Here is a 23,429-nt window from a genome sequence, read left to right as displayed (position 1 = left end):
GTCCCCCGGCCTTCCCGAATCGGAGGGCCGGGGGAACGTGTGTCAGGACCGCGCTCAGTTGTTCTGGAGGGTGTTCATCGAGGGGCAGTAGGTCGCGTACCCGTGGCCGGAGACGGCGGCGCCGTTCTCGTAGGTGGCGTTCACGTCGAAGGCCACGAAGTGCTTCGCGGGAGGAGGCGTCCCGGCCTTGATGCAGCTGGGGCAGAGCGAGGCCGCCACGGGCGTGAAGGTGAGGCTCGTGTCGCTAGTGGCATACTCCGACATGAGCGCGCCATCGAAGTCGAACAAGTACGATGTCGGTCCACCCGCCGTGGAGCCCGTCTGCGGTGTCGTGTCCACCGGTGCCTTCACCGATTCGAGAGTGGCGATCTGCGGCGGGAGTGGCGCTGTTGGAGACGGGCACTCATCCGTCTCGCCGTTGCTGAGCTCGAACACCAGCCGCCACGGGTCCGCGGCGGTCGTCGGCTCCACGTAGCCGAAGTATGCGTGGTTCAGGGCCACCTGGTTCTCGTCCATCTGGGCCGTGACGGTGGTGTCCTGGCACGTGCCCTCGCAGGTGGTGAAGGGGTCGGTGCCCGCGTCAGGAGTGGTGCCTGCGTCGGGCTCGGTGCCCGCGTCGGGGGTGGTGCCCGCGTCGGGGGTGGTGCCCGCGTCCGGTTCGGTGCCTGCGTCGGGTCCGTCGTTCAGGAGGCGGTCGATCGAGGGGCAGTAGGTGGCGTACCCGTGGCCGGAGATGGCGCCGTTCTCGTAGGTGCCGGCCAGATTGAAGGCCACGAAGTGCGACGTGGGAGGCGTCCCGGCCTTGATGCAGCTGGGGCAGAGCGAGGCCGCCACGGGCGTGAAGGTGAGGTTCGTGCTGTGAACGAAAGGAGGCCAGTCGAGGAGCGCGCCATCGAAGTCGACCAGCGTCGCGGTCGGTCCCCCCACCCCCGAGGAGCCCACCTCCGGAGTCGTGTCCACCGGCACCTTCACCGAGTAGACGTTGACGAGCTGCGGAGGGGTCGGCGAAGTCTCGGACGGGCACTCATTCGTCGATCCGTTGTTGATCTCGATCCACAGCGTCCACGGGTCCCCGGCGTTCGTCGGCTCCTCGTAGCCGAAGTAGGCGCGGGGCAGGACGCGCTGGTTCCCGTCAATCTGAACCGTGACGGCGGTGTCCTTGCACGTGCCCTCGCAGGTGGTGAAGGGGTCGGTGCCCGCGTCGGGAGTGGTGCCGGCGTCAGGGGTGGTGCCCGCGTCGGGAGTGGTGCCCGCGTCGGGAGTGGTGCCCGCGTCAGGGGTGGTGCCCGCGTCGGGAGTGGTGCCTGCGTCGGGAGTGGTGCCTGCGTCAGGGGTGGTGCCCGCATCGGGCTCGGTGCCCGCGTCGGGAGTAGTACCCGCATCGGGCTCGGTGCCCGCGTCGGGAGTAGTACCCGCATCGGGCTCGGTGCCCGCATCCACCTCGGTGCCCGCATCCACCTCGGTGCCCGCGTCGGACTCGGTGCCCGCGTCCACTTCGGTGCCCGCATCGGCCTCGGTGCCCGCGTCGACTTCAGTGCCCGCGTCGACCTCGGTGCCCGCATCGGCCTCGGTGCCCGCATCGGCCTCGGTGCCCGCGTCGACTTCAGTGCCCGCATCGGCCTCGGTGCCCGCGTCGACTTCAGTGCCCGCGTCGGACTCAGTGCCCGCGTCGAACTCGGCGCCAGCATCCAGCTCGGTGCCTGAGTCGGGCGGGGTGCCTGAGTCGGGCCTGGTGCCCGCATCCGGCGGTGTATCGCCGTCATCGGAGCCACAAGCTGAAAGGGTAGGTACGACCGCGAGGGAGAATATCAACAGGGGGAGAATCGAGAGTCGCAGGGTCATGCCGCGGATTGTCACGGGTTCAGTGACGAGAAGCGAGGGGGCTTGGCCTTCTGCGTCACCGCCTCGTGGAGACAATCCTGAATTGTCCCCAACCCGTGTTCCTCGTTCGGGTGCGGGGGCCGGTGTCCGGCTGAAACCGTTTTCGCTCCTCGTGGGCCGCCACTATCCTGCGTGAACGAGCAGTCCGGCTCCGTGGCTGGCGGTGAGCCCTCCGCCAGCCGCATGCTGCCTACCCAGGAGATGACATGTCGAGCGAGTACCCCCAGGAGCAGTTGCTGGCGTTCGTCCAGGCCATGGCCAACGTGGCGGCGAGCGACGGCCGCATCACCGAGGAGGAGCGCCAGCAGCTCGACGAGGTGGTGCTGAACATCGGCCTGTCGCCCCGCGACCCGCAGGTCGCCGCCCTCATCGAGGCGGAGTTCCAGAAGCCCGGCCAGCTCACCGACATCGTCAGCAAGATCGAAATCCGCGAACTGCGCGCCTCCCTGCTGCGCATGCTCGTCGAAGTGGCCTGTGCCGACGGAGAGCTCGCGGCCGAGGAGCGCGCGTCGGTGAAGGAGGCCGCCACCGCCTTCGGTTACGACGCCTCGGTCGCCGACGAACTCGTCAACTGGACGCTCGACTCCATCAAGCTCGATCAGCGCGAGCGCGACATCATGTCGAAGCTGCTCTGACGAGCCGCCCGCGCGACTTCGCGCGGGTGCACTGCGAAAATTGCAAGGACGCGCCTCTCGTCGCCCTCTCGTGCAAGGACCGAGGAGTGTGCCCGTCCTGCCGTGGGCACACGGACACGTTCAAGTCAGCGGCCCTCGCATGCCAGCGCGAGCGGCATGCGGGCGAGCGGAGACCTCCTGGAGCCGGCGTCAGGATGCTGAGGTGACCCGTTCACCGCGCGAGCAAGACCCCGGGCTTGCATCACGTATCCAAGTGCATCAGCACTAATGCAATGACGACAACAAAGGTCCCGCTCGCGCCAGGCTTGGGGGAGCTCCTCCGCTACGTCACCGAGCTGCTCGATGGTGGCTCGGAAGAGCGTTACGCCGACCTCGGAGTCAGCTATCGCGCTCGCTACACACCGGTGCTGCGAGCGATCGCCGCCGGCGCAGTCACCGTCACCGAGATTGCCGAAGCCGGCCCGGCGCTGGGCAATCTCGTGCACTCAGTGCCGGCTGTACCCTCCGACATCCACCGCTTCGCCGTTGTCCGCCACCACGCGCAGCCGGCTGAAACCCCAGACGTCGTCGGTGCGGACGGCCTTCACCTCCAGCCGGCCGTCCTGCCTGCTGCCAGAGAGGTTGATGGTCATGTTCGCCTGGCCATCCTTGTTCCTGGCGGCGCCGGGGCATGCGGTATGTCCTTCCCAGTGTGCGATGTCCGTGGAACGCCCCTTGAGCTTGTCCAAGGCACGGCGAAACCCGGGCCCAGCTCAAGGAGAAGCCCATGACGTCAGCGAAGCACCAGCCCCTCCTCGTCCCCGGCCCGCTGCTGGAAGCGGGCCGGGGAGGGAGCGGCTACTGCGTCGCGAAGATCAGGTCGTCGTGGTCGTCAAAGCTGCCGCTACCGCAGGACGTCAGCGGACCGTTGTAGCTGATGCGTGCGCGGATCGCCTGGATGGGCGCGGCGGGCAGGGAGTACCGCAGGGTGAACGTCTGTGAAAAATTGGTGGGCGGCATGATGGTGTTGATCAACTGCCACACCGGGTTGGCCAGATTCGTGGCGCTGTAGAGCTCGATCCGATTGCTGGCCGGCATGGTGACATAGGCGGTGACCTGGATGTTCACGACCTTGCCGGGCGCCAGGGGCGAACCGTCGAGCGTCGCGATGCGCAGCCGGTCAATGGATTCGTCCGAGTGGTACGTCCCATTGTTGCCGTCCTGGCAGGCGCCATTCAGGGTGTTGGGAGCGTTCAGCTCCGGGCCCACGCTGCCGCGCCCATCCACCACGCTCCCGGTGTCGCAGGAGGCGCCCGCCGTGGCGCAGCGGGGCGTCCTGAAGGTGGCGTCGTAGGCGGCCACATTCGCGTTGGGGGAGTTGAGCACCTGCACGGTGACCGGCGTGCTCCTGCCGGCGTTGCCCGTGGCGTCATGGGCCCGGACCACCAGGAAGTGGTTGCCGTCGCCAGCGCCCACGGTGTTCCAGTCCAGCGAATAGGGCGCGGTGCTGCTCGTGCCCAGGAGCTTCGTCCCGTCGAGGAACTCCACGTGCGTCACGCCGACGTCGTCGGACGCGGTGGCCTGGAGCGTCACCGTGCCGGACACGGGCGTCCCCGCCGTGGGGGCGGTGAGGGTGGCCGTCGGCGGCGTCGCGTCGCTCACGCAGGCGTTGGCGGCCGAGCACGTCAGGCCGGAGCCACACGTGCCACACGACACCGTCCCGCCGCAGCCATCCGGGAGGGTGCCGCACGCGGCGCCCTGGCTCGTGCATGAGAGAGGGACACAGGTGGCGGAGACATAGCGCTCGCAGGTCTTGAGATTCCCCAGCGTCTGGCCATTCGAGCCGCCGGCGACGAGGATGTCACCACTGGCCAGCAGCACCGCTCTAGGGCCGATCCGCCCCCCGACCAAGGAGGGCTCGGCGGTCCACAGCCCCGTGGACGGGGTGTAGCGCTGCACGGTGGTCAGGGGGATGAAGTTGTTGGGGTCGCGCCCCCCGAATGCCAGCACGGTGCCATCAGGCATGCGGACGGCGTTCGTGCTGATGATCTGCGCCAGCAGTCCGCCAGTGGCCGCCCAGGTGTTCGTCGTGGGGTGGAACAGCGACGCATACCGCACCGTCGCGTTTCCCCCGCCCGCGACGAGCACCCGGCCATCCGCGAGCGAAACCACGATTTCGGGGAGCAGCCCCGTGGGCAGCGCGCCCAGGCTCGTCCATGCATTGGTCGCCGGCGTGTAGATCTGCACGATCTGCCCCGAGGCGAGCCCCAGGACGCGGCCGTCCGGAAGGAGTTCGGACTTCTCGATCCTCGCCAGCATGGGCCCCGTGGCCGTCCAGGTGCCCGTGGTGGCGTCATAGAACTCCGCGGAAAGGGGATTGGTGGACTGGGGGGTGGTGCCGCCCGCCAACAACACCCGCCCATCCAGGAGCTTCACGGTGGCGGCCCGGTTACGAGGCTGGCTCATGCTCCCCGTGTACGACCAGCTCCCGGCCGCGGGGTCATAGAGCTCCGCGGTGACATGGTAGTTGGCGACGTTGGTGTTGTAGTAACCACCCGCCACCAACACGCGGCCATCGTCCAGGAGCTGGGCAGAGGCGCCTTCGCGCATGACTTGCAAGCTGCCCGTATAGGACCAGGTGCCCGTCGCCGGATCGTACAGCTCACAGGATGAGAGGAACGGCTGACCCTGTGGAATGAAGATGTCGCTGGGCTCGCTGCCACCCGCCACCAGCACGCGTCCATCCTGCAGGCGCGTGAGCGGGGTAGAGGTCCGGGACTTCGCCAGCGAGCCTGTCATGGCGGAAGCCGCCTGGGATTGTTCCCGGACCGCCGTGTCGTCTGAAGGCTCCGCCGTCATCGGAGTGCATGCTTGCAGCAGGCAGGCCATTCCAAGGGCCAGCCAACCAGTGCGTCTGTTTGTCATTGGGGGTTCCCCTCCTGATTCAACGCCTAACACGAGACATCTGGCGGCGACAGATGGGAGGGACATGACCCATGGTCATGCTTCCGGGGAAAGCCTGACGGAGCTGCAAAGGCTGTTTTCGTCTGCGGCTTGACGCTCACCGGTGCGAACCCGCTCGCGGGCGACCTGACCGTCCGCCCCGGTGTCACGCTCACCCTGGCGCCAGGGGCCTCCCTTGCCGTCGCGTCATCCGGCGGCCTGCGCTCGTGCGTGGACACCGTGAGGGGTGAGCTCATCGTCGACGGCTCCCTCGCCGCCCAGGGAACGCAAGCCGCTCCCGTCGCCCTCAGCGCCACGGGGGCTTACGGCGTGCGCGTCCAGGGGACCGCTTCCCCATCGAGCGGCAATCATTGTCATTTCTGGAGTTTCTGGGTGTGAAGAGAGGGGTCTAACCATCGCTGGTGGCTGGCCTCCGCTGTCCGCGTCCCAGGGAGAAATGGATGTCAATGATGCGCACGGAGAATGTTCATGGGCCGGCTGCTGACGGCCACGCTGGTGGGCGCGTTCGCGGGCTGTCAGCTGGAGCCCTCGAAGGAAGCAGCCCCTGGATCCACGTCGCAGGGCATTACGGCGGCAACGGACGACTGCGTGAATCGCTTCGAGGGCATCACCCACTGCGCCACGGGCAATGCGTCGCTGGAGGACACGGACGAGGGGCTGGTGGTCACCGGCCTGGGCAGTCTGGAGGAGGACGGCGTCGTTGGGGCCGTGGGCCAGGCTGAATGCTGGTGGCAGCAGCGGTCCATCGTGGACTTCGGCGAGGGCGCCGTGGGCGTGGCCTTTTACGGCCGGAACGAGGACCAGGTCATCAGCACGCTGCGGATGCCCACGAACCCGGAGCCGCGGTGGACAAGGCCACCATCCTGGATGAGGTCGTGACCCTGAACGGCAGGTGATTGCCGGGCGGAACTCCGGGGGCGTGAGGCAGGTCCTTGCTCGAACAAACCTGACACAGGGTTGTCTGGAGCCGGGACGATGCTCACGTCCATGCTCGACGGACTCCCCCGTCGAGCACCTGGAGGCCGAACATGAAACGTCCCGTGGAGGTGGTGCAGGCGTACTTCGATGCGTGGAGCGCGAAGGATGAGTCGATGCTGCGGGACACGCTCGCGCCCGACGTGAGCTTCGTCGGCGCGCTCGGCAAGGCGGAGGGCGCGGAGGCCTGTGTGAAGGGGCTCGTCAACGGCATGTGGAAGGTGTCGCCCCAGGTGACCGTGCTTCACCGCTTCGTGGACGGCGACGACGTGATGACCTGGTTTGAAATCCATCCCGCGGGGCACGAGCCCGTGCCGGTGGCGAACTGGAGCCATGTCGAGAACGGACGCATCACCCGCATTCGCGTCACCTTCGATCCGCGCCCCTTGCTCGAGAAGCGCTGAGCCCGCGCTTCCCTGCTTGCCCCATGGGCAGATGAGCAAGGCGCGGGGCGCTCAATCGCTCCGCGACGCGATGAGCGCGAGGTTGCGCGGAGACAGGCGCGGGTCGAAGAGCTGGAGGAGTTCGACCTGGAAACCCAGTTCCTCCAGGAGGAGCGCGCGGTCGAGCAGGAGCACGACCTCCAACGCCCGCGCGAAGCGGTCCCTCAGCAGATGGCAGAGCAGGAGGTCCCGCGTCTCGGCGCGGACGGACACCTCGAAGGCATCCAGCTCTGCGTCTGTCATGCCGGGCTCCAGGCCCAGTCGCTCCAGTCGGTCGCGCGCGTAGAGGGCGAAGGGGCCGTCATAGAGCGTCCGCGGGGCGTCTCCTGCCCGCACGAAGCCGCGCTCGGGGAAGCGCCGCCTCGATAGGAGATCGAACGCGAAGCGCCATGCGTACACCTGCTTCATCCGCGCGAACTCCACCTCGGTTTTGTGATGCCGTCCCCGCGTCGTCAGCGCCAGCGCATGCGGGGTGAAGGGCAGGGGATGCGCGCTCCCGAAGCGGGAGACAGGGTAATCCCGTGGGGCCTCCAGCTTGTCGTAGCAGCAGCCGACGTTCAGGACGAAGCCCGCCCCCTGGCTCTTGCGGATCTGCGTGAGGGCGAGCGGCCCGCAGGTGTGCAGCCCGATGGAAGCCCGGTCCCGGCCGGAGAAGAGTGGATCGATTTGGGGTTGGAGCACGTCCTCGACGGAGGCCTGGATGAAATGCAGGGTGTCGTCACCCAGGGGGCGGGTTTTCGTCAGCCACCGCCGGCCCTTGTCCTGCAACGCGGCGTCCCTGTCGATGCTGTGGAAGGTCCACCCGAACGTCCGCGCGCAGAGGCGGGCGAGATGTCCCATGCCGCCGCCGATATCGACCGCCTGGTGGATGAAGCGCGTTCTTTGCGCGAGCAGGGCGAGCACCCGCTCGAGTTCATGGGTCTTCTTGGCGCTGAGTCCCTGCGTCTGCGCGACCGTCAGCGCATGAACGCCTTCATGCCAGGGCAGCGCCGTCAGTTCCTGGAGCGCGCCGAGGAGCGCGGACAGGGACGGAGGAGGGGCGCCCACGAGTAACCCCTGGTCCAGCAGTCGCTCGCCCGCTTCATCGAGCGACCGGGCATAGGCAAGCCAGTCCTCGGGCCATGCGGCGCCGGATCCGGGCCAGTCCTGGAGGATGGAGCGGGACCAGCGCGAGGCCCATGGCCGGAGCTGGTGCGTGAGCGCAGCGAGTCGCGCCTGGAAGTTCATGTTCGAGTCACGCGTCCGTCAGGCGAGCATATGTCGCGATGGAGTGCTTGTGGCTCGAAGGGTTACGGGTGGGGGCGGTTTGTGACCCATCTCGCCACGGTGGCGTTCCCCGGGACATGCCTCTCCGAGTGAGCTGCGCATGGCGTGAGGACTGCAATAGGGCTGGCTGCCGGCGCCCCGTGCCGGCCAGCAGTCCTCCCCCAACATAAGGTTCACTTCGATGAAGATTCTGCTCAAGGGTCGCCTGGTGGCGGCTGCCTTCCTGTGTGTGACGGCGATGGGTTGTGGCGAAGGAGCGCAGTCCGAGGACGACGCGCTGAAGGTGCAGGAGGCGAGCGCCACGCAGTGTGTCGACGGCTTCAACGGCATCAGGAACTGCGCGACCGGCCGCGCGACGCTGAAGGCCGGGACGAAGGGCATCGACGTGGGCGGGCTGGATACGGCGAGGCAGGATGGCTTCACCAGCCAGTTCCCCCGGGCCTCGGCCTGGCGGATGGAGGCGGCCATCGGCGGAATCGGGGAGAAGGGGCAGGGCCTCTTCTTCACGGCGCGCGATGGCACCCGAGTGCTCAGCACGCTGCGCATCGGGCTGGGCGGGGACAAGGACCAGATGGTCGTGGAGCCCACCTTCCCGGGGCGGACGGGCCCCGTGCAGTACGCGGCCGCCGTGTACTCGCGTGGCGTCCTCGTCGCGCAGGGCATCAACTTCAACAACTACGACCGCTTCATGCGGCCCTGGTGGTGGGACTTCGCGTCCTACTGGTACCCGGCCAACGTGGGCTTCAGCGACCGACTCCAGCTGGACATGGATGGCACGCTGGTGACGTCGCCCGGCTGGAGCTTCTACGGCGGCGGGTCCTACGGCCCGTTCTCCGTGGGCGCGGGCAGCGACCTGTTCCAGGTGGAGATCGACGGCAAGCTCGTCGCGGGTGACCGCATCGACCTCATTCAGCTGCCTGCCGGCATGACGTCGACGCCCAGGGGCTTCACCGCCGTGGACGTGACCGCGGCAGCCACCGGCTTCACCCTCACGGGGGAGACCACGGCCCTCGCGAAGTAGCCACGCCCCGGGCTGGATGCGGAGGTCTCGCCTCCAGCCCGGACCCAGAAGCACGCCACCCTCAATCGCGTCCCTGGCGGGCGGATGCCCCTCGTTTGCGGCGGGAGGCGAGCAGGCCCACCACGAACAGCAGGGTCACCGACGAGGCCGCGCCGCCCTGACTGGAGGCGCAGCCGCAGCCGCTGTCCGGGGGCAGGGAAGGCGGGAGCTGCTCGCGGACGGTGAGGTCGATCACGAGCTCCGCGCTGCCCTCGTCGTCATCCGTCACGCGGATGCGCACGGGGAAGTGGCCCGCGGTGCGGGCCTCGGTCGTCCACGTGTAGAGCCCCGCGGGTGTCACGTTGCCCGGACCCTCCACGAGACTCCAGGTCAGCGGGTCCCAGTCGCCCGCGGCGTCCGTGGCCTTCAACTGGAGCGACACGGCGTCACGCCCGTTTCTGGCATGGGGCCCTTCCCCCGGGTGTTCAACGACGCCAGGGTCGTTTCCTTGTCGCACTTCTATCACCAGACCTTCACGGCCCGGGACATCGCGGCGCTGAGCGAGCATGACCAGGCGCTCCTGGATGCCTCCGCGCTCTGGTCCTATGGGCGGCTCTTCGCGCCAGGGGATTCCATCGTGTCCATCGCGATGCACATCTTCGAGCTGGTTTCTCACCCCGTGGCGACCAACTGCCGCAACTGTCACCAGCGCGCTGGGTGGCCCCGCGCGCACATGGGGCGAACCCCCTTCGCCGCCTATAAGGAGTTCCGTCGCAGGCACATGTTCCAGCTCTGGGTTCTCATCCGCCCGGAGGACGGAGGGGAGCCCCTGGAGATCGGGCTCAGTACGGGCAAGGCCTCCAGGTTCAAGTATGGAGACCAGGTCCAGGTGCTCTACAACCCGAAGCAGCCCCGGCACGTGGTGCTTCCCGGGGAGAACCTGTGGGTGGGCCTGAGCATCCTGGGAGCCATCGGGCTCGTGGTGCTCTGCGCCCCCTTCCTCGTCGGGCTGTAGAGCCCCCTTGCGCGCACAAACCCGACACAGGGTGGTCCAGCGCCGGGGCGATGGTCACGTCCATACTCAACGGACTCCTCCGTCGAGCACCTGGAGGCCCGACGTGAAACATCCCGTGGAGGTGGTGCAGGCGTCCTTCGATGTGTGGAGCGCGCTCGCGTCCGATGGCCGCTCCAGCGGCGACGTGGACGCGAAGGATGCGCCAGGCGACGTTGACGCGGCCCCTGCGGATGTGACCGTGTCCCAGGAGTCGTGAAGAGCACGCTGCTCTTCATCCAGGGTTTCGCGACGAGCAGCCATGGCGCGGGAGGCTGCGTCGTTCGAGGGCGAAGTAGATGTCCGTGAGCGAATCCGTGATGCCTCCGCCTTCACCGCAGGAACTTCGTCACCTCTCCGAACCCCGCGTACGCGTACAGGGGGCGGTCCAGCGCCACGGCCTCACGGTCCGAAAGGCCCAGCAGGTAATACATTGATCGCAGGCGGCCAATCTTCGTCATGACCGCGGGCGCATAGGCAGTCGTCTCCAGGTCGCTGTTCTTGACCAGTCCCGTGTCGGTCCCCGCGAGCGTGTTGCGCGTCGCATGCATGATGGGATTGTCGTCATCGAAGGCGTCGAAGCCCTGGTTCACGGGCAGGGCCTTCTGGGGCTCGTCCTGGAGCGGGGAGGTCAACTGCGTCAGCCAGTTACCCGTGCTGACACTCTGTTTCACCTGGTTCTTGTTCTCACTGAGGCTGCGGAAGCCGAGCTCCACGGCGGCGCACCAGGGGCAGGTCTCCTTCGGACGGTTCCGTCCCGGCCCCGTGTCGTTGAACCCCTCGTAGGGGAAGCAGATGAGCACGTCGCAGCCTTCGGCGAAGTATGACGACGCGGTCATGAGCGCAGCGGGTTCGGCGCAGTTCAGGGAGTGCCATCCGCTGACCCACAGGTCCACGCCCAGCCCGGGGTCCGACGCGACGTTGAGCTGGATGTTCTTGCTCACCTTGTCCTTGCGGAAGGACACGTAGCTGAACAACGCCTGCCGCGCGGGGGTGCGCAGCCTCATCCGCGTTCGAGCGCGATAGCCGAAGGCCACGAGGCTGGTCCGCTCGAGCATCGTCTCGTAATTGACGGTCAGCTCCCGCTGGATCTCACTCTGGATCTTGCCCTCGTTGTAGGCCTTCCGCTCCTTGTCATCGCGCTTCTTCAGCCTGGCCTGGAGCTCCCGGTAGGCCGCCAGCGCCTTGCCTTCCTCGGATTCGGGGTCGAGGTCCTTCTTCGTCAGGGAGCCTTTGACCTGCGTGTAGGCCGTTCCGGATTGCTTCTGGAGTCCCTTGAGCTTTTCACTGGCTTGGAAGAGCTGGTCGGTCGCCGGGGGGATGGGGGTGTCCGGTTGCCAGTTCGGCAGGGCCAGGTGTCTGCAGAAGAGCTGGAGGTAGGCGGCACCTGGCTCCTCCCGGACAACCCCGGAGAGCCCGAGGATGGGGACGTGCACGGTCTCTCCATTCACCTGGTGCCGGGTCCAGGAGACGCAAAGACAGCCCACGGCCCCCGAGAACAAGCTCTTCATGTCCTGGAAGGCGTTCTTCCTGGGCAGCAACAGCCGGGTCAGGGAGGTCTCGTCGTCCCCCACCAGGTGATAGCGACTCACGAGCTCATCCGTGAAGGCTTTCACCTTCTGGTTGAACACCACCTCCGGAATCTTCCTGCGCCAGTCCTTGGGCGGGAACACGGCACCCAGCGCGGTGCCCGGGGGCGAAACGACGAAGCCCAGGCCCATCAGCCGGTTGCGGACCGGCTCGTAGTAGGCGTACTTCACCCGGTCCTTCTCCGCCGGGGGGACATACGGATCGGGCAGAGGCGGTGGGACGTAGGCGTCTTCGGCCTTGGCCTGGGTGCCCTTGGCCTTCTTCTTGGCCTTACTGGTTTCTTCCTGGATCTTCTTCCGGGCGTCCCGAACCTGTTCGACCTTCTCGTTGTGGAGCCGGCTCTCCTCGGCGAAGGCCGAGAGGATGCCGCTGACTTCTCCGTCGGAGAGAAGTCCTTTGTCCACGCGCCCGTCGTGATGCCAGTCCCACTGCTGCTCCAGGGACTGCCAGCACTCACGGATGTAGGCCCGCTCCTCGGTCAGCAGGTCCTCGATCGTGGTCCGTCCGGCCTCCAGCATCTCCGGGCTGGTCTTCCCGCCCTTCTTGATCCCGAACACCTCGAGCACCAGCGTGTCCGTCACGCTCAGACGCCTGACATGCTGTGCGTAGCCCTCCAGGTTCTTTCCGGCGATCACGAGGCTCTTGCGCGCCTGGTAGAACCCGTCGACGTCGGACAGGAACCACTGCTGTTGCATGAAGCCGTAGGTCTTGTCGCGGGTCTCCAGGAAGCGGTCGAGACAGTTGTCGTCGATGTACTCGGGAACCGGGTACCCGCCGCTGAGGAGCCACTTGCGCGCTGTTACGGTGGAGAGCGCGCTCGTGCCCATCAGGTTCTTGAGCTGGATCGTCATGGAACGAGGAGAACTCGCGCGTCCCTGCAGCGTCAATGCCTGGGCCCGGATGCCGCCAGGCTGCCTTCCTGGCGGAGGGCTTCCAGCGACGGCAGGCGAAGGTGAGGGGAGTGGGCCCTCCTGGATTCGAACCAGGGACCAATCGGTTATGAGCCGACAGCTCTAACCGCTGAGCTAAGGGCCCTCATGTCACTGACGCCAGACGCGCTGACTATAAGGCCTTGCCGTCCTTCTTCACCACCACGCGGAACACCTGCCCGCGTTCGTCCACGGTGACGCCCTCCGCTCGCAGCCGCTTCGCCTGCTCGTGGGCCACCGGGGGCGCCAGCGTCCCGTCGGAGCGGACGACCCGCCACCAGGGCACCTGCGTGGCCTGCCCCGGCAGGTGCTTCAACTCCCGCCCCACGCCTCGCGCCGCGCCCGGCCTGCCCGCGTAGATGGCCACCTGCGCGTACGAGCGCACCTCGCCCCGGGGAATGGAGCGCACCTGCTTCATCACGCTGTCGGAGAAGGGCAGGGGCTCTCCGGCGGGCTTCTTCGCGGCCATGGCGCACCTCACACGGGACAAAACGACGAAGGCCCCCGTCCACTCAAGGAACGGAGGCCTCCGGGCTCAACAGTCTACTTCAGTGGCTCAGCTCTCCACGAAGGAGCGCAGGCGCTTGGAGCGGCTGGGGTGACGCAGCTTGCGCAGCGCCTTGGCTTCAATCTGGCGGATGCGCTCACGCGTCACCTCGAAGTCCTGGCCCACCTCTTCCAGCGTGTGGTCGCTCTTCTCGCCAATGCCGAAGCGCATGCGCAGGACCTTCTCCTCGCGCGGCGTGAGCGTGGCGAGCACCTTCCGGGTCTGCTCGGCCAGGTTCATGTTGATGACCGCGTCCGCGGGCGACACCAGGCTCTTGTCCTCGATGAAGTCGCCCAGGTGGCTGTCCTCTTCCTCGCCAATGGGCGTCTCCAGGGAGATGGGCTCCTTGGCGATCTTCAGGACCTTGCGCACCTTGTCGAGCGGCAGCTCCATCTTCTCCGCGATCTCTTCCGGCGTCGGCTCGCGGCCAATCTCCTGCACGAGGTAGCGGCTCGTGCGGATGAGCTTGTTGATGGTCTCGATCATGTGCACCGGGATGCGGATGGTGCGGGCCTGATCCGCGATGGCGCGGGTGATGGCCTGACGGATCCACCAGGTGGCGTACGTCGAGAACTTGTAGCCGCGCTTGTACTCGAACTTGTCCACCGCCTTCATCAGGCCGATGTTGCCCTCCTGGATGAGGTCCAGGAACTGCAGGCCGCGGTTCGTGTACTTCTTCGCGATGGACACCACGAGGCGCAGGTTCGCCTCCACCAGCTCGCTCTTGGCGCGCTCGGCGCGCTTCTCACCCAGGCGGATGGCGTCGTAGTTGCGGCGGAGCGCGTCCACGGGGAGGTTGGCTTCCTCCTCCACGCGCTTGATCTTCCGCACCGCCGTGCGCACGTCGCGGTCCAGGACCTCCAGCTGCTCCGGGGTGAAGTTGAGCTGCTTCTGGAGCTTCTTGGCGATGTTCGGGTTCTCGCGCGACTCCTTGAGCTGCGGGCGCAGGTCCTTCATGTTGACCTGGTAGCGGCGCTCCAGGTCCCCGAGTTCCTCCTCCGCCTTCTCCACGCGCTCGATGAGGCCCTTGAGGTTCACGACGATGCGGTCCACCTGCTTCTTGTTCAGCCGCATCTCCTCCAGGACCTCCATCATCTTGGTCCGAAGGTCCTTCACCTCCTGCTTCAGCTCCTTCTTGCGGACTTCCGTGAGCTTCTTCTTCCCGGAGAGCTCCTCCTCCAGGACCTCGCAGTCCTTGGCGAACTTGCGGAAGCGCTCAATCTGCTTGGAAATCTGCTCGATCTTGTTGAGCTCGCTCTGCGCCAGCTGCGCGGGGGCCTCGCCCTCGGCTGCTTCCTCGGCGGGCTCTTCCGCGTTCTCCGACTGAGCCTCTTCGGGCGCGTCCTTGATGACGTCGCGCACGCGCAGCTTGCCCGTCTTCAGGCGGTTGCTGATGTCCAGGATGTCCGCCACCGCGACGCGGCAGGCGAGCAGCGCGCGCAGGACTTCCTTCTCGCCCTCTTCGATGCGCTTGGCGATCTCCACCTCGCCCTCGCGGGTGAGGAGGCTGACGCTGCCCATCTTGCGCAGGTAGAGGCGGACGGGATCGTTGGACTTGCCGCCCGGCTCGTCGTCCTCGTCCTTCTCGTCCTCGTCCTGGTCTTCCTTCTCTTCTTCGACCGCGACGGTGGGCTTGATCTCGTTGGACTGCGCGGCCTTCTGCGCGTCCACGATCTCAATGTCGTTGTCGCCGAACATGCTCATCACGTCGTCGATCTGATCGGACGACACGATGTCGGCGGGGAGGGCGTCGTTCACCTCGTCATAGGTGAGGAAGCCCTTCTCGCGGCCCGCGGCCAGCAGGTCCTTGACCTCCTTGCGCTCGGCGACGGGATCCTCCTCCACGTCGTCTTCCACGGCGTCCGGGTCCACCTGGACGGCGGCGGCGGCTTCCTCCGCGGCCTCCTCGGGGTCCACGTCGTCGGCCATGGCGGCGACGCCCTTCTTCTTCTTGATCTTCTCGGGCGCCTCGGCGGGGGCGTCCTTCGCCAGCAGCTCCTTCTCCTCAGGCTCCGCTGCCTTGGTGACCTTCGCCGCAGGGCTGTCCGGGGCCTTCTTCTTGCGGATCACCGGGTCCACCTTCTTCTTGGTGGGCTTCACGGATGCCTTGGGGGGCTTCTGCGTCGGCATTCGGGTACTTCTCCTTAAGAAAATCAGGTGCTTTGGCCTGGGCGAGCCGGCCGATCTACCGCAAAGTCGAGCTTTCTTACAAACGCGAACTCAAACCGGTTGCATTGGTCCCTTTGTTCCCGTTGCCGAGGAAGCGGGGGTCAGCTCATCCAGGACGCGCTTGCGGAGCGCCAGCAGCTCCTTGCGCTCGGAAAGGAGCAACCGCGTCTCCTCTGTCAAATCAAAAGCCCCCTGCGTCTGTTCCGTCGCTCGCTTTATATAAACGAGCCGCTCGTCAATGCGCTTCTTCATGATGTCGCGGCACGCGAGGATGAACTCCGTTTCGAGTTCCATTCCCGCGGGAGAGAGCCGGCGGCCGGCCTCCAGGAGCGTCCGCTTGACGACCTCCGACGCCTCGAAGAGCGCCTCCTCCAGCCCCTGCCCGGACGTCGTCTGGGCCAGCACCATCCGCAGTCCCATGTGGGACAACTCATCACACACGCGGAAGGTGTCCCGGGCGAGCAGCCGGGAATCCCGAAGGATTGCGGCCACATAGAGCGCTTCTGACTCCGGCGGAGGGCGCTCCGCCTGGGGCTTGGGCACCGGGCGGGGCACGGCCTGGACGGGGACGGCGTTGGGATACGGGGCGGGGGCGGGAGGCTTGGGGGTAGGGGGCGGCTTGTACTGGATGGACGACTCAATCTGCGCCGGCATCCAGCCGAAGTGCCCCGCAAGCGCGCTGATGAGCGCCGAGCGCGTCAGGCCCGGAGGCACCTGGGAGGTGACGGGCCTGAGCCGCTCCAGGGCGGACATCTTCTCCTCGAAGCTCGCCTGCTTGCCCAGGGGGAGCAGGGTGGCGAAGAGGTAGGCGGTGAGGGGCTGGGCTCCCTCCAGGAGGCGCTCCACGCCGTCGGTGCCCTCGCGGCGGGCGAAGACGTCCGGGTCATCCCCCTGCGGCAGGAGCGCCACCCGGGTGGGAGCGCCCGCGGCGAGCAGGGGACCGGCCAGTCGTTCCACGGCGGCGAGGCCCGCGGAGTCTCCGTCCAGGAGCAGCACCAGGTCGCGGGCCTCCGCGCGCTTGAGCACCTGGAGGTGCCCGGCGGTGAGGTTGGTGGAGCACAGGGCCACCGCGTGGCGCACGCCCACCTGGTGCAGGCCGATGCAGTCGAAGTACCCCTCCACGAGCACGGCCGTCTTGCGCTTGTGGATGTCGTCGCGCGCCTGGTCCATGCCGAAGAGCGTCTCGCTCTTGTTGTAGAGCCGGGACTCGCGCGAGTTGAGGTACTTGGGGCCGTCCTCCGCCGCGACCAGCCGGCCGCCGAAGGCGATGGGCCGCCCCTCCGGCGCGCGGATGGGCACCATCAGGCGGCTGCGGAAGAAGTCGATGCAGCCATCCCCGCTGTTCCGCTTGCTGATGAGCCCCGCCTTCAGGCCCCACTCCAGCATGCCGTTCTTCTGGAAGCGGTCCGCCAGGAGGCTCCACTGCGCGGGCGCCCACCCCAGGCCGAAGCCCTGGGCCACTTCCTCCGACACGCCACGGCTGGCCAGGTAGGCGCGCGCGGCGCGACCCTCGTCCTCGTGCCAGAGCTGGCCGCGGAAGTGCTCCGCGGCGAAGTCCGTGGCCTCCTTGACCTGCTGACGCTCCTTGAGGCCAGGGTCCTGCGCGGCCTCCAGGTCGATGCCCACTTCCTGGGCCAGGTCGCGCACGGCGTCCTGGAACGTCTTGCCCAGGTAGCGCTGGATGAAGGACACCGCGTCGCCGCTCGCCCGGCAGCCGTGGCAGAAATAGAAGCGCTTCTCCGGCACCACGTAGAAGGACGGCGTCTTCTCCTGGTGGAAGGGGCAGCGGCCCTTGAATTCACGGCCGGCCTTCTTGAGCTCCACGTGACGGGACACCAGGGACACGATGTCCACGCGGTCGAGGACCTCCTGGATCTTGTGCTCCGGAATCACGACGCCCCTCCATCCATCCGCATGAGCGCGGCCTTCCGCCCGCCATCCTGACGGCCCCCTCTGACGCACCCGGAGCCGCGTCCCGCCGGGACTTCCACCCAGGCGGGTAGGGCAGGCCGACGCGGCAAGGGCGCGGAAACGGACGAGGGTTGGGACACGGCGCTCACTCCTGAAGGCTGCCCGCTCGCCTCCCGGGGTGGGGGACGGGCGGAGGTGCCTTTGAGGATCAGCGCTTAATGGCCAGCGGGCGAGGGATCAAAAAATCCGCTTCGAGCCCGGGGTGGGGAGGGCACCTGGGAGACGTTCCCGGCGCCCCTTCCCCTGGAATCACAGGTGCTTCAGGACAGCTTCGCCAGCTGGGCCTTCACTTCTTCGGAGATGGCCTTGCCCTCGGCCTTGCCCTGGACCTTGGGGTTCACGTTCTTCATGACCGCGCCCATGTCCTTGGGGCCCTTGGCGCCGACCTCGGCGATGGCGGCCTGGACGGCGGCGGTGAGCTCTGCCGGGGTGAGCTGCTGGGGCAGGTAGCGCTGCAGGACGGAGATCTCCTGCTCTTCCTTCTCCGCCAGCTCCGGACGGCCTCCGGCCTTGAACTGTTCGACGGAGTCGCGGCGCTGCTTGATGAGGGTGGCGATGACCTGCTGGATGCCTGCGTCGTCCAGCTCGCTGGCGCCCGGCTCGACCTCCTTGTACTTCACGGCGCTCTTGAGCATGCGCACCACGCTCAGGGTCAGCTCGTCCTTGGCCCGCATCGCGTCCTTCAGGTCCGCGGTCAGGCGCTCTTTCAGGGTGGTCATGTCGGGGTTCCTCACGGGCGGGGAAAAGGGTCGCCGCGCCAGCGGATGGGACGGCGGGAGCCAGGGCACCTGACTGCTTCAAGGAGCCCCGGCTCCTCACTGCGGGCCTGCTAGTACGACTTGCGGGCCTTCTTCACAGCGCGCTTCTTGGCGGCGAGAGCCTTCTTCTTCCGCTTCACGGAAGGCTTCTCGTAGTGTTCGCGCTTGCGGATCTCGGAAAGGATTCCGGCCTTCTCGGTGGCCTTCTTGAAGCGCTTGAGAGCGCTTTCGATGGACTCACCTTCCTTCACTCGAATACCGGGCATGCAGTCACCTCCTTCCGCCTAGCTGGATGCAATCTGTAAATCTTCAGAAAGTCGGGGGGTATGGCGCAGCGGGCCGGAAAAGGCAAGGAGACCCGCACGGAAAGGATGGGCCGCGTGCGCTAGAGTGTCCGCCGCGTGCCCCGCCTCCTCCTCCTGGTCCTCCTGCTGGCGGCCAGCCCCTCCCGGGCTGGCACGGTCGCTTCCGAGTGCTGGGCCTCCTGCCGCCGCCACGTCGCGGATCCGTCCCTGCGCGCGCGGACCTGTGGCGCCTGCGTCACCGGGGGGCGGGTGGACAGCTGGGTGGCGTCCCTGGGGAAGGGCGGGGTGGAGGCGCAGCAGGCGCTGGCCTCGGCGCTCACGGATTCCAGCTGGCGGGTGCGCTGGGCCGCGGTGCGGGCGGAGGCCCGGAGCCGGGGACTCACGGAGCGGCGGGCCCTGGCGGATTGGATCATGGACACCCCGCCGGACGCGGACCTGGGGGCCTGCCTCACCGCCGTCCGGGCCGCCGCCGATTCCGGCCGCTCCACGGCGGACTTCCTGCGGGAGGCGGGCGCGCGGGGGCCCTCCGCTGCCGCCCGGGTGTGGGCGAAGCGGGACGCCGTCCGGCAGTCGCTGGCGCTGGAGATGTTCTCGCAGGAGCCGTCCGTGCGGCTGCCGGCGCTCCTGCACCTGGCCACCTTCCAGGGGCGGTCGGCGACGCGTGTGGTGATGGACGCGGTGGCGTCTCGGCCCGTCGCCGGTGATGCGGTGATGGCGGAGCTCCTCTCCGCCGTCGCCGAGCGGCAGCATGCGTCCGTGGGCCGGCTGCTCCTCACCGAGGCGAAGCCTCCGGACGAGGCGGTCATCAACCGGCTCTTCGCCGTGTACTCGCGCGAGTTGGACGTGCTGCGGCCGGATCTCACCTCCAATGACGTGCAGCGCCGGCGCACGGCGGTGGCCACGCTACGCCGCTACGGTCCGCTGGCGAAGCGGGAGCTGGAGGGGGCGCTCGGGGACGACGACGGCCGGGTCCGGGAGCTGGCGGCGCGGGGCCTGGCGGAGTCCGCCGGGAAGCCCCTGCGGGACGTGGCGCTCCAGGGCGTGAAGGACTCGGAGTCAGCGGAGGCCGCGCGACCGTGGCTGGGCGCGATGTCCCATGAGAAGGGGTGCTTCGCCTTCCTTCGGGACATGGCGGAGGGGCGCAACGCCCGGACGCCGGAGGTCCAGGGGGAGGCGGTGGCGTTCATGGGCGACTGCACGGAGGGTCCGCCTCCCACGCGGCGGCTGGCGCCCTTCCTCTCGTCGAACGTGATTCCGGTGCGCGCGGGCGCGGTGCGCGCGCTGGGGGCGCTGCCCCGGAACGGCGACGCGATGGCGCTGGCGGCGAAGGCTCTGGAGGACGGCGCTCCGGAGGTGGTGGTGGCCGCGCTGGACGTGCTGTCCGCCTACCGGCAGCCGTCACGCGGGGACGAGGCGGCGGGCCTGCTGGAGTCGGATCATCCGGTGGTGCGCGCGGCGGCGGCGCGGGCGCTGGAGTTCGTGGGCCGCGCCGCGCACGTGCGCGTCCTGGCGGAACGTCTGCGCGGGGATCCGGTGGCGGATGTGCGCATCGCGGCCGCAAGGACGCTGACCGCGCTGGGTGGGCCGCACGCGGTGGCGGCGCTGAGCGAGGCGGCGACGCACGACGCGGACACGCACGTGAAGCACGTGTCGGCGGAAGGACTGCGGCGGCTGGGCTTCGGGCGCTGAGCGCTGGCGGCGGCGCACGACGCGGACGCGCACGTGAAGCACGTGTCGGCGGAGGGGCTGCGTCGGCTGGGCTTCGGACGCTGAGCGCTGGCGTTGCGAGCGGCACCTGGCCGCTCAGGCTTCGGCGATGACGGCTCGAGGCGGAAGGCCGTGGATCAGGCCTTCCTCCTGACGCTCACGGGCCGCTGACGGCCTTGGCGTCCACCCGGTTCCGGCCCGCGTGCTTGGCCCGGTAGAGGTACTTGTCCGCGGCGGAGATGAGGTCCTCCGGCTGGGAGAAGTCCGAGTCCAGCAGCGTCGCCACGCCCAGGCTGATGGTCACCTTGATGGGCGTGCCGCTGAAGATGAAGTCCGCGCGGTCCACCGCCACACGGCAGCGCTCCGCGCACGCCAGGGCCGCGTCCTCCGCGGACTCGCGCAGCATCAGCGCGAACTCCTCGCCGCCGTAGCGCGCGAGCAGGTCCTCGGTGCGCACCGTGTCCGCCACCCGCTGCGCGATGCGCGTCAGCACGAAGTCTCCGGCCGGGTGGCCGTACACGTCGTTGATGCGCTTGAAGTGGTCCACGTCGAAGAGCACCAGCGACAGCGGCACGCGGTGGCGCAGGCAGTACGCGAACTCCTTGCGCACCGTCTCCATGAAGTACTTCTTGTTGTAGACGCGGGTGAGGCCGTCGCGCGTGGCGGATTCGTAGATGCTGCGCTGGTACTGCTCCTCCAGCGCGTCCTGGATGCTGAACTTCAGCACCGTGTTGGAGCCGATTTGAATCTTGTCGCCGTCGTACAGCGGCGCCGCGCTCACCTTCAGGCCATTGAGGTACGTGCCGTTGGTGCTGCCCAGGTCCACGAGCTGGAAGCGGCCGTCGCCAATGGCGACCACCTTCGCGTGCTTGCGGGAGATGCCGTCGTCCTCGACCTGGAACTGGGCCTCCGAGCTGCGGCCCAGCACCACCTCCAAGCGGTCCAGCTTGAACATCCGCCCGATGCCGGCGGCGGACTTGGCGCTGATGACGATCAGATAGGCGCTCTGCTGCTGGGCGCTGCCCAGCAGGTCCGAAATCGAATGGACTGAAGTTTTCTCCTCGGACATCGCGCCTTCCATCTTAGGGGCCGCCATTTCACGGCGGCAAGCACACCCACGCTCCTTTCCTGCACCCGGTGTCAGCCGACCCGCCCCACCCGCGCGGGCCGGCGCCTCGGTTTCTCCGGTGGCGGAACTGTCGGCCGCCCGACGGACAGCTCGCCGGCCACGGGCGTCCGGAGGAAGCGGGAGAGGGCCTCGCCCCCCCGGGGGTGCTCCGCCAGCCCCTGCATCAGCTTCACCAGCGCCGCGGACGGGGTCATGTCCGCGCCCCCCACCGCCCCTTCCGCCAGTGCCTTGGCCCCGGACTCGTAGAGCGTGAGGTCCACCCCGTTGCGGTACGACTGGCTCACCACCAGCACCGGGACGCCCCGCTCCCGCGCCTGGACGAAGAGCGGCAGGAGCGAGCGGCCCAGCTCCGGCGCGATGGGCACGTTGCCCGCCCCGTACGCCTCCACCACCAGCCCCTTCACGTGCGGCAGCAGCTGCAGGGGCAGGGCGGGGTCCAGCCCCGGGTACACCTTCAGGAGGAAGACGCGCGGATCCAGCTTCTCATGGAGCCGGAAGGGGCCCCGGGAGGGGAGGCCCTTCTCGAAGGTGGCGTCCACGCCCAGCGTGCCCAGCACCGGGAAGTTGGGGCTTTCGAAGGCGTCGTACTCGGCCACCTTCACCTTGCGCGTGCGGTTGCCCCGGTACAGGTGCGAGTCGAAGCAGATGGTCACCTCGCGCGGGCCCTGGAGCGCGGAGAGCACCGCGTCGATGAGGTTCAGCCGCGCGTCCGAGCGGATCTCCCCCAGGGGCCGCTGCGAGCCCGTCAGCACCACCGGGCAGGGCGGATTTCGCAACATGAAGGACAGCGCACTGGCCGTGAAGGCGAGGGTGTCTGTTCCATGGGTCACCACCGCCCCGTCGAAGTCCGGCAGTCGACGGTGGAGGTGGGCGGCCATCCGGCTCCAGAGCTCCGGCTGCATCTCCGAACTGTCCAGGTTGGAGAACAGCTCCAGTTCGATGTCCGCCAGTTGGAACAGCTCCGGGGCGCGCTTGCGGAGCGTCTGGAAGAAGGCCGCGGGACGCAGGGCGGAAGGCCGGCCACCGGCCATTCCGAGCGTGCCTCCCGTGTGAAGCATCAGGACTCTGGGCATGGGCGAGGGGCCGTCTGCCAAAGGCCGCCTTGCTTTACAAGCCCGGCGCGCGTGGCTAAACCCCGGAGCCGTGCTCCTCCCTCGATGGATGCGTGTTGCTCCCGTGCTGGCCGCGGCGACCCTGATGGGCGCTGGCTGCGCCAAGAGCGCGGAAGTCCCGGCCACCCCCAAGGCCCCGGCGGCCGCCGCTCCGGCTCCCGCCGCCGTTCCGGTGCCGAGCCCCGCCGCGGAGGCTCCGTCCGCGGATCCGGCCCAGGTGCTGACGGGCATCCCCGGCATGGACTTCTCCGCGCTGCCGCCTGCCGCGAAGCGCGAGCTGGCCACGGTGTTCAGCGACGAGTTCTGCTACTGCGGCTGCCCCCACTCGCTGGGCGCGTGCCTGAAGCAGCACACGCCCTGCAAGCACGCGAAGCGGATGGCGCGGCTGTCCGCCCGGATGGTGGCGGAGGGCGGGCCCGCGAGCGAGGTCATCGTCACGCTGTCCAAGTATTACGCGTCCTTCCGCGAGCCGCGCGTGCAGCTCAAGGTGGATCCGCGCATGTGCCAGGGCGACGCCAACGCGCCCGTGACGGTGGCGGAGTTCTCCGACTTCGAGTGCCCCTTCTGCGGCAAGGCGCGGCCCATCCTGGAGGGCTTCGCGAAGAAGCACCCCAGCGAGGTGCGCTTCTGCTACCTGCCGTTCCCGCTCTCCATGCACCCCAACGCCGTCCCCGCCGCGCAGGCGGTGCTGTGGGCTCGCGACCAGGGCAAGTTCTGGCAGATGCACGACGCGCTCTTCGGCCAGCAGGAGAACCTCAAGCCGGAGGCGCTGCCCGCGCTGGCGAAGTCGGTGGGCCTGGACGGGGACAAGCTGGCCGCCGTGCTGAAGACGGAGCAGTACAAGGACGAAATCGAGGGCTTCCGGGCGCAGGGTCGCATGGCGGCCATCAACAGCACCCCGACCGTGTTCTTCAATGGACGTGCCTACGAGCTGGGCTTCCAGGAGGGTCAGCTCGAGCACAGCATGGAGGACGAGGTGGAGTGGCGCGCGAACAACAACGCGTGGGCCGCTGACTGA

General features: G+C 68.2%; 21 protein-coding genes and 1 tRNA gene. 8 read left to right on the top strand and 14 right to left on the bottom strand.

Annotated features, from left to right (window positions below):
• Positions 1-54: 54 nt before the first annotated feature.
• Entirely contained in the window at positions 55-1,842 is a 1,788-nt protein-coding gene (locus D7Y04_RS45815) for a hypothetical protein (RefSeq protein ID WP_233601568.1), read from the bottom strand.
• Positions 1,843-2,087: 245 nt separating this feature from the next.
• On the opposite strand from D7Y04_RS45815, the gene D7Y04_RS25295 reads away from it, so the two are divergent.
• On the top strand, positions 2,088-2,516 hold the full coding sequence (locus tag D7Y04_RS25295) for a tellurite resistance TerB family protein (protein WP_120598023.1): 429 nt from the start codon (positions 2,088-2,090) through the stop codon (positions 2,514-2,516).
• Between the two features lie 485 nt (positions 2,517-3,001).
• Here D7Y04_RS25295 and D7Y04_RS46405 read toward each other — a convergent pair whose 3' ends face one another.
• Complete coding sequence (locus tag D7Y04_RS46405; protein WP_121760943.1) at positions 3,002-3,244, bottom strand: cytochrome c oxidase assembly factor Coa1 family protein; 243 nt, start codon at positions 3,242-3,244, stop codon at positions 3,002-3,004.
• 109 nt (positions 3,245-3,353) lie between these two features.
• A complete protein-coding gene (locus D7Y04_RS25285) occupies positions 3,354-5,294 on the bottom strand; it encodes an Ig-like domain-containing protein (protein ID WP_158627586.1) in 1,941 nt (646 codons plus the stop codon).
• Positions 5,295-5,927: 633 nt separating this feature from the next.
• Here D7Y04_RS25285 and D7Y04_RS25275 point away from each other — a divergent pair.
• Positions 5,928-6,338 carry a hypothetical protein gene (locus tag D7Y04_RS25275; RefSeq protein ID WP_147454702.1) on the top strand — a complete coding sequence of 137 codons (411 nt, stop codon included), beginning with the start codon at positions 5,928-5,930 and terminating at the stop codon, positions 6,336-6,338.
• Positions 6,339-6,487: 149 nt separating this feature from the next.
• The gene (locus D7Y04_RS25270) at positions 6,488-6,838 is read left to right on the top strand and encodes a nuclear transport factor 2 family protein (RefSeq protein WP_121760940.1); all 351 of its coding nucleotides are present in this window, start codon (positions 6,488-6,490) and stop codon (positions 6,836-6,838) included.
• 51 nt (positions 6,839-6,889) lie between these two features.
• Here D7Y04_RS25270 and D7Y04_RS25265 read toward each other — a convergent pair whose 3' ends face one another.
• Entirely contained in the window at positions 6,890-8,104 is a 1,215-nt protein-coding gene (locus tag D7Y04_RS25265) for a methyltransferase (RefSeq protein ID WP_121760939.1), read from the bottom strand.
• 220 nt (positions 8,105-8,324) lie between these two features.
• On the opposite strand from D7Y04_RS25265, the gene D7Y04_RS25260 reads away from it, so the two are divergent.
• Complete coding sequence (locus tag D7Y04_RS25260; protein WP_120598018.1) at positions 8,325-9,164, top strand: hypothetical protein; 840 nt, start codon at positions 8,325-8,327, stop codon at positions 9,162-9,164.
• Between the two features lie 61 nt (positions 9,165-9,225).
• Here D7Y04_RS25260 and D7Y04_RS25255 read toward each other — a convergent pair whose 3' ends face one another.
• Positions 9,226-9,585, bottom strand: coding sequence for an MYXO-CTERM sorting domain-containing protein (locus tag D7Y04_RS25255; protein ID WP_121760938.1), 360 nt, complete (start codon positions 9,583-9,585; stop codon positions 9,226-9,228).
• Positions 9,586-9,651: 66 nt separating this feature from the next.
• Between D7Y04_RS25255 and D7Y04_RS25250 the strand changes: the two genes are divergently transcribed.
• Together D7Y04_RS25250 and D7Y04_RS44560 are read left to right on the top strand one after the other, a co-directional pair.
• The gene (locus D7Y04_RS25250; RefSeq protein ID WP_147477191.1) at positions 9,652-10,158 is read left to right on the top strand and encodes a DUF3592 domain-containing protein; all 507 of its coding nucleotides are present in this window, start codon (positions 9,652-9,654) and stop codon (positions 10,156-10,158) included.
• A gap of 103 nt (positions 10,159-10,261) precedes the next feature.
• Positions 10,262-10,414, top strand: a complete 153-nt coding sequence (locus tag D7Y04_RS44560) for a hypothetical protein (RefSeq protein WP_158627585.1) — start codon at positions 10,262-10,264, stop codon at positions 10,412-10,414.
• A gap of 112 nt (positions 10,415-10,526) precedes the next feature.
• Here the strand turns inward: D7Y04_RS44560 and D7Y04_RS25245 are convergent, their stop codons facing one another.
• The 7 genes from D7Y04_RS25245 to rpsU form a co-directional block, all read right to left on the bottom strand.
• Positions 10,527-12,635: a hypothetical protein gene (locus D7Y04_RS25245; protein WP_147477190.1), complete on the bottom strand. Its 2,109-nt coding sequence runs from the start codon at positions 12,633-12,635 to the stop codon at positions 10,527-10,529.
• A 111-nt stretch (positions 12,636-12,746) separates the two neighbouring features.
• A tRNA-Ile gene (locus D7Y04_RS25240) sits at positions 12,747-12,819 on the bottom strand.
• Positions 12,820-12,846: 27 nt separating this feature from the next.
• Entirely contained in the window at positions 12,847-13,182 is a 336-nt protein-coding gene (locus D7Y04_RS25235) for an MGMT family protein (protein ID WP_120598013.1), read from the bottom strand.
• Between the two features lie 87 nt (positions 13,183-13,269).
• The gene (gene rpoD, locus D7Y04_RS25230) at positions 13,270-15,390 is read right to left on the bottom strand and encodes an RNA polymerase sigma factor RpoD (protein ID WP_120525789.1); all 2,121 of its coding nucleotides are present in this window, start codon (positions 15,388-15,390) and stop codon (positions 13,270-13,272) included.
• A gap of 90 nt (positions 15,391-15,480) precedes the next feature.
• The gene (gene dnaG / locus D7Y04_RS25225; RefSeq protein ID WP_121760935.1) at positions 15,481-17,322 is read right to left on the bottom strand and encodes a DNA primase; all 1,842 of its coding nucleotides are present in this window, start codon (positions 17,320-17,322) and stop codon (positions 15,481-15,483) included.
• Between the two features lie 338 nt (positions 17,323-17,660).
• Complete coding sequence (locus tag D7Y04_RS25220; protein ID WP_120600308.1) at positions 17,661-18,119, bottom strand: GatB/YqeY domain-containing protein; 459 nt, start codon at positions 18,117-18,119, stop codon at positions 17,661-17,663.
• 110 nt (positions 18,120-18,229) lie between these two features.
• Entirely contained in the window at positions 18,230-18,424 is a 195-nt protein-coding gene (gene rpsU, locus D7Y04_RS25215; RefSeq protein WP_014395136.1) for a 30S ribosomal protein S21, read from the bottom strand.
• A gap of 135 nt (positions 18,425-18,559) precedes the next feature.
• Here rpsU and D7Y04_RS46580 point away from each other — a divergent pair, with 135 nt between their 5' ends.
• The gene (locus tag D7Y04_RS46580; protein ID WP_121760934.1) at positions 18,560-20,152 is read left to right on the top strand and encodes a HEAT repeat domain-containing protein; all 1,593 of its coding nucleotides are present in this window, start codon (positions 18,560-18,562) and stop codon (positions 20,150-20,152) included.
• Between the two features lie 175 nt (positions 20,153-20,327).
• Here D7Y04_RS46580 and D7Y04_RS25205 read toward each other — a convergent pair whose 3' ends face one another.
• Positions 20,328-21,239 (bottom strand): GGDEF domain-containing protein, encoded by a 912-nt coding sequence (locus D7Y04_RS25205; RefSeq protein WP_120580762.1) that lies wholly within the window; start codon positions 21,237-21,239, stop codon positions 20,328-20,330.
• A 71-nt stretch (positions 21,240-21,310) separates the two neighbouring features.
• A complete protein-coding gene (locus D7Y04_RS25200) occupies positions 21,311-22,330 on the bottom strand; it encodes an asparaginase (RefSeq protein ID WP_233597444.1) in 1,020 nt (339 codons plus the stop codon).
• 130 nt (positions 22,331-22,460) lie between these two features.
• Here D7Y04_RS25200 and D7Y04_RS25195 point away from each other — a divergent pair, with 130 nt between their 5' ends.
• Entirely contained in the window at positions 22,461-23,429 is a 969-nt protein-coding gene (locus D7Y04_RS25195; protein WP_216669846.1) for a thioredoxin domain-containing protein, read from the top strand.

Source organism: Corallococcus sp. AB038B (genome assembly GCF_003668955.1).
GTDB lineage: Bacteria > Myxococcota > Myxococcia > Myxococcales > Myxococcaceae > Corallococcus > Corallococcus exiguus.
Note: the sequence above shows the minus strand (reverse complement) of the source record. Positions and strands in the feature narration are given on the sequence as shown.